The sequence below is a fragment of the Skermanella sp. genome, from assembly GCF_059503625.1.
The window spans coordinates 1-4373 of the sequence record NZ_JCACHA010000038.1 but is presented as its reverse complement, the minus strand read 5'-3'; the positions used below and the strand labels follow the sequence as shown (position 1 = coordinate 4373).

The window sequence follows — 4373 nt, the reverse complement described above, 5'->3', positions numbered from 1 at the left end:
AACTACCTTGCCAACTCAGGCTACGCGTTCGACTAAACCTGAAATGCTCTAGCTCAGGCAACGGGGATGACGCCCGTTCACGTCAATAGAATGCTCCAACAGCTTCGCGCGGAGGGGCTGATCGAGCTGAAGAACAAGGTGCTGACGGTGCTCGAACCGAAGCGCCTGATGGAGATGGGCCAATATGACCCTAAGTATCTCCACCTCATTCGAACCGAAAGTGGCGATCGGGAGGTTGCCGCCCGCGCTGGCGATCTGGTGCCGCCGTCTCACCAGGGGATCTTCCAGACGGCCGTGGACAAGGTCAAATCCGTGTTCGGGAAACCTTGATGTTCCCCCTTTCACGGGAAACGGAAGAGCAAACCGGAACTCCAAGATCATGCCCCGCTACTACATCCACATCTACGATGACGCGGTCATGATTGACCGGGACGGCATGGAGCTGCGGGATCTTGCAGCGGCCAAGCACGAGGCGATCCGTGGTGCCCGGAGTATGATGGCTGAGCATTTAGTCGCTGGCCGTCCGCTCCAGCTGTTTCACCGCGTCGAGATAGCGGACGAGAGTGGCAAAGTGCTTGCGGTAATCCCTTTCCGTGAGCTTGTCACGATCCGGAAGTAGGTTGCTCCTCCGCTCCGCAGGCTAAAGCGGCTTTTCCGAGAGTTTGGCCGGACCGCGGCGCCACCAAGTTGGAACCGCCGATCAGATCCTGAGTGGCCTCGGCGATGGCTCCTGAAAAGGCGTCCAGCCTGCACTGAAGGCCCTACATCTTCCACCCATGACCGGAGCCTCGCTCAACTGGCGCATACAGGCCGGCACTTCCGTCCTACTCTGAGAGCCTTCTGGCGATTCCTACCTGATGATGACCTCTGAAAGATTGGTTCTGAAGGTGGGGCCGTTAGGTTCGCGCTGCCACCGCCGAAACCGACCGGCTGCCCTGAACCGCAGCAACCGGCTCGAGTTTGAACGCGCCCGGAGAAAATTGGCGCCGCTTGTTGCTTTTTGCTATCGGCACCTTTCAGGCCCGTAGGCCTATTATGAGCATCCACTCAAACGGTGCAGGACCAGTACCACCTGGACTCCGACGGGCCACACATGCGGCCCGTCGGTTCTGACAGCTAGCTAACCCAGTGCGGCTAGAGGTACCACTGCCCGGTCGCCTCGAAGTTCGCCGTAGCCTCGGCCGCGATAGCATTCCAGTCCACAACGTCGTTCGGGTTGAGCCCAAGCTCGCCGACTGCCTCAAGAACGTCAGCAGCTTCGGCGACCCCCATCAACTCGCCCGAGGCAACCGGCAGAGCGAGCTTGTAGCCCGCTTCACCATTGACCTCGCCGTCTGTGCCCTCGCCTTGCTCCGAGGTGGTGCTCAGCCCATGGAGGACGATTTCCTTGAACTCCAACGGGGTGATGCCGTCAAAGATCGCCTGGGCATTCGGATCGTCCGCCGAGAACTGGAACACTTGGCGGTAGTTCAGCATCCCATCAGCGCCCACGGTCGGGAATACGGCCTCATCCGTGTGGTCATGGCCTTCGGTGCCATGATCATGCACTGCGTTCTCGGGATTCATCGTCAGGTTGAGCTGGATCGGGCCGTAGGTGTCAAGCCCCTCAGCCAATTCTACGAAGCCGTCGCCATCGTCGTCCTGGGCGATGGTGGGTGTTTTGGCGTCCGCATCATCCATGAAGCCGTGGATGTGCTGGATGTGCATCTGATCAGGCTCTAGGCCCTTGGCTTGAATGTCCACGGTGAGAGTCTGCGAGCTCTGGTCAACCAGAAGAACGGCGCGACCTTCGATGCCTGAGTTGTTCAGCGCAACGAAGTCGGTGGAGTACAGCAGCTTGCCATCCTGCGTGTAGGTGTTGTGTGCCATGTGTCTCTTCTCCGGGGTCGTTTGGACCCGCAAGGCGGTACGGGCGCGTGCGCGCATCGGATGACAAGATCGCGCCCTCGTTGGCGACTAATCCGCGTCCAAAAGCATATCGCTTTCAGAAGCCTGCTGCTGCTCCCGGCGAGAAGGAACAAGCTGTTCCGCGGTGTTGTGCCTCAGAGGCCGATCAGCCAAGCCACTATGAGGGCGATCTCGACCGCGGCCACAGCGCCAACCGTTAAGAGGAACGATTTGTCGCTCCCGTCTGTGACCTGCTGCCGATTGCTCGCGCCCGGCAAGGTTGGAGGCGTGCGACACGGCGCCGCATAGAGACCATCCCCGCCATGCGAAGCGGCGGTGGCTGTGAGATACCCGCGCGTCCCACTGGATGCAATTTTCATCCCTGACCTTCGTCCTGGTGACGTGGAGAGATACGGAACCTGATTGCCTGTGGATCTCGCGCTCGCACGGAGGTGAGGATGATCGTGTTTCGCGGCGGTCAGAGGTCTTTCCATGATGGATCGCTGCGCTCGCGCTTCAGTCGCTGGCCACTAGCTTGACGCCAATGCCCGCGACGTTGCTGCTCTACCAAGCCGGCGTCTTGCATATTCTAACTTAAGGAACGGTCTTGCGTTGTCGACGGCAAGCGGCTGGAGCTGCTCCTTAGGAGACCTCTTTCTGACCTGATCCAAGTCGATAATGCCGGCGTAGATGGTGAGATGTATGCAAGGGCGCGGTGGTGAAGGAAACAGGCTGGATCAACCCGGCAATGGCGCTGGGTTGGACGCGCGTCACACCAGACTGCGTGTCGCTCTGCGCGTTACAGGCTGATGCCAGATACGCCAAAAGGCGAATCGCGACCGGATGCGCCGCTTGGCCAGATGGAGTTCTCCACCCAGATCGTAGCTGTTGCCTGCAGCCGCGACCGCGGGGCCTTCGAGGTCTTGTTCCGGCATTTCGCGCCGCGTCTAAAGGCTTACTTTCTTCGGTCGGGAACGGCGGATGGTCAGGAAGCTGAGGAGATGGCGCAGGAAACCATGCTCCTTGTCTGGCGAAAGGCAGCCTTGTTCGACCCACAGAAGGCGGGAGCGGCAACCTGGATCTATGTGATCGCACGAAACTTGCGTACCGACGCTCAGCGCCGAGCCTGGCGCTCGGTGGCACTTGCGGGCAGTGACACCGAGGCAGTGACGGATGGGATGGTGTCATCAGCCCAGGACGAGGCTGTCCTACGCCAAGCCCTGTCCACGTTACCGCAGGAGCAATTGCAAGCACTTGAACTGTCTTACTTTGAGGATCAATCTCACGTTGAGATTGCGCGTAAGCTTGGTATCCCGCTCGGCACCGTCAAATCGCGCATAAGATTGGCGCTGGCCAGGTTGCGCGCGGCGCTCGGGGGTGAGGAGATGCCATGAGCAACGGGGTAGCAGGCACAACGATCCAGCATCACCCGAATGAGGCGACGCTGGTGGCCCAAGCGACAGGTACCCTCTGGCAGGCCGCGGCGATTGTGGTCAGGGCCCACCTCGACTGCTGTGCACAGTGCTCTGCCAGGGTCCGGCTCGCCGAGGCGGTGGGCGGTGCGCTTCTGGACGGTTTGCCTCCAGCGCCGCTCACTTCGGATGCCCTGCAGCGTGCATTGGGCCGGCTTGATAATGAGGGCGACAGTGCCCTGATGGGCAGAAATGTGCCGGTCGCGCACCAAGCGCCAATGGCTGACCGCCAAGCGCATTCGTTTCTGCTGCCTGGAGTACGCGACGCGCGTTGGCGTCGACTCGCGCTCGGCATCCGACATGCCGTTCTGCTGCGTGGCCCCGATGGCGAAGCGTTGCGGCTGCTGCGGGTTAAGCCCGGCACCGCCCTGCCGCGCCACTCCCACCGTGGCGCGGAGCTGACCTTGGTGCTGGAGGGCGCTTTTGCAGACGAGACAGGCCGTTACGGCCCGGGCGACCTCGCCGAGATTGCTGAGGAGATGAGCCACAGGCCGACAGCCGAGGGGGGCGTGGACTGCGTCTGCCTAATCGCGACCCAGGGGCGGCTGCGCTTCGGTGCGCTTCTCAGCCGCCTCTTCGGTGCTGTCGCGCGCGTCTGAGCAAACACCTACGGCACATGTTTGGTTGGCCCTGGTTGCCTTACTGTGAACACTGCCACGTCACGCCATTGCCGCAGCACCGTGTTCTCCTGCAGAGCAATGAGGAGAACACGGTTATGTACGCCGAACTGATCATGGTCTTCCCGGAGCCGGCTTCTTACGGGGAGGTGCTTGTGACCTATCCGGAGCCCGTCTACGCCGAGCCAGAAATCTGGATTGGCTCCTTCGCACCCGTTTACGCCGAACCGGTCTATGACCCCTACGCGCCTATCTACGTCGAGCCGGTCTATGACCCCTACGCGCCCATCTACGTCGAGCCGGTCTATGACGCCTACCCACCCATCTACGGCGAACCGCTCATCTAGAGCGTTTTCCCATCAGTCTGCGTCATAGCCTGCGTTGGCGAAGTAGTTGG

General features: G+C 61.0%; 5 protein-coding genes and 1 pseudogene. 5 read left to right on the top strand and 1 reads right to left on the bottom strand.

Annotated elements, in window-relative coordinates; genetic code table 11:
- Positions 1 to 57: 57 nt before the first annotated feature.
- Positions 58 to 330: pseudogene (locus AC5JJ6_RS00930) on the top strand (helix-turn-helix domain-containing protein); the annotation flags it as partial.
- A 49-nt stretch (positions 331 to 379) separates the two neighbouring features.
- On the top strand, positions 380 to 619 hold the full coding sequence (locus AC5JJ6_RS00925) for a DUF6894 family protein (RefSeq protein WP_496040236.1): 240 nt from the start codon (positions 380 to 382) through the stop codon (positions 617 to 619).
- A 515-nt stretch (positions 620 to 1134) separates the two neighbouring features.
- Here AC5JJ6_RS00925 and AC5JJ6_RS00920 read toward each other — a convergent pair.
- A complete protein-coding gene (locus AC5JJ6_RS00920) occupies positions 1135 to 1869 on the bottom strand; it encodes a hypothetical protein (RefSeq protein WP_496040235.1) in 735 nt (244 codons plus the stop codon).
- 878 nt (positions 1870 to 2747) lie between these two features.
- On the opposite strand from AC5JJ6_RS00920, the gene AC5JJ6_RS00915 reads away from it, so the two are divergent.
- From AC5JJ6_RS00915 to AC5JJ6_RS00905, 3 genes are all read left to right on the top strand, one after another.
- Positions 2748 to 3281: a sigma-70 family RNA polymerase sigma factor gene (locus AC5JJ6_RS00915; protein ID WP_496040234.1), complete on the top strand. Its 534-nt coding sequence runs from the start codon at positions 2748 to 2750 to the stop codon at positions 3279 to 3281.
- Positions 3278 to 3958, top strand: coding sequence for a ChrR family anti-sigma-E factor (locus AC5JJ6_RS00910; RefSeq protein WP_496040233.1), 681 nt, complete (start codon positions 3278 to 3280; stop codon positions 3956 to 3958). Before AC5JJ6_RS00915 ends, AC5JJ6_RS00910 begins: the two co-directional genes overlap by 4 nt.
- A gap of 116 nt (positions 3959 to 4074) precedes the next feature.
- Entirely contained in the window at positions 4075 to 4323 is a 249-nt protein-coding gene (locus tag AC5JJ6_RS00905) for a hypothetical protein (protein WP_496040232.1), read from the top strand.
- Positions 4324 to 4373 lie beyond the last annotated feature (50 nt).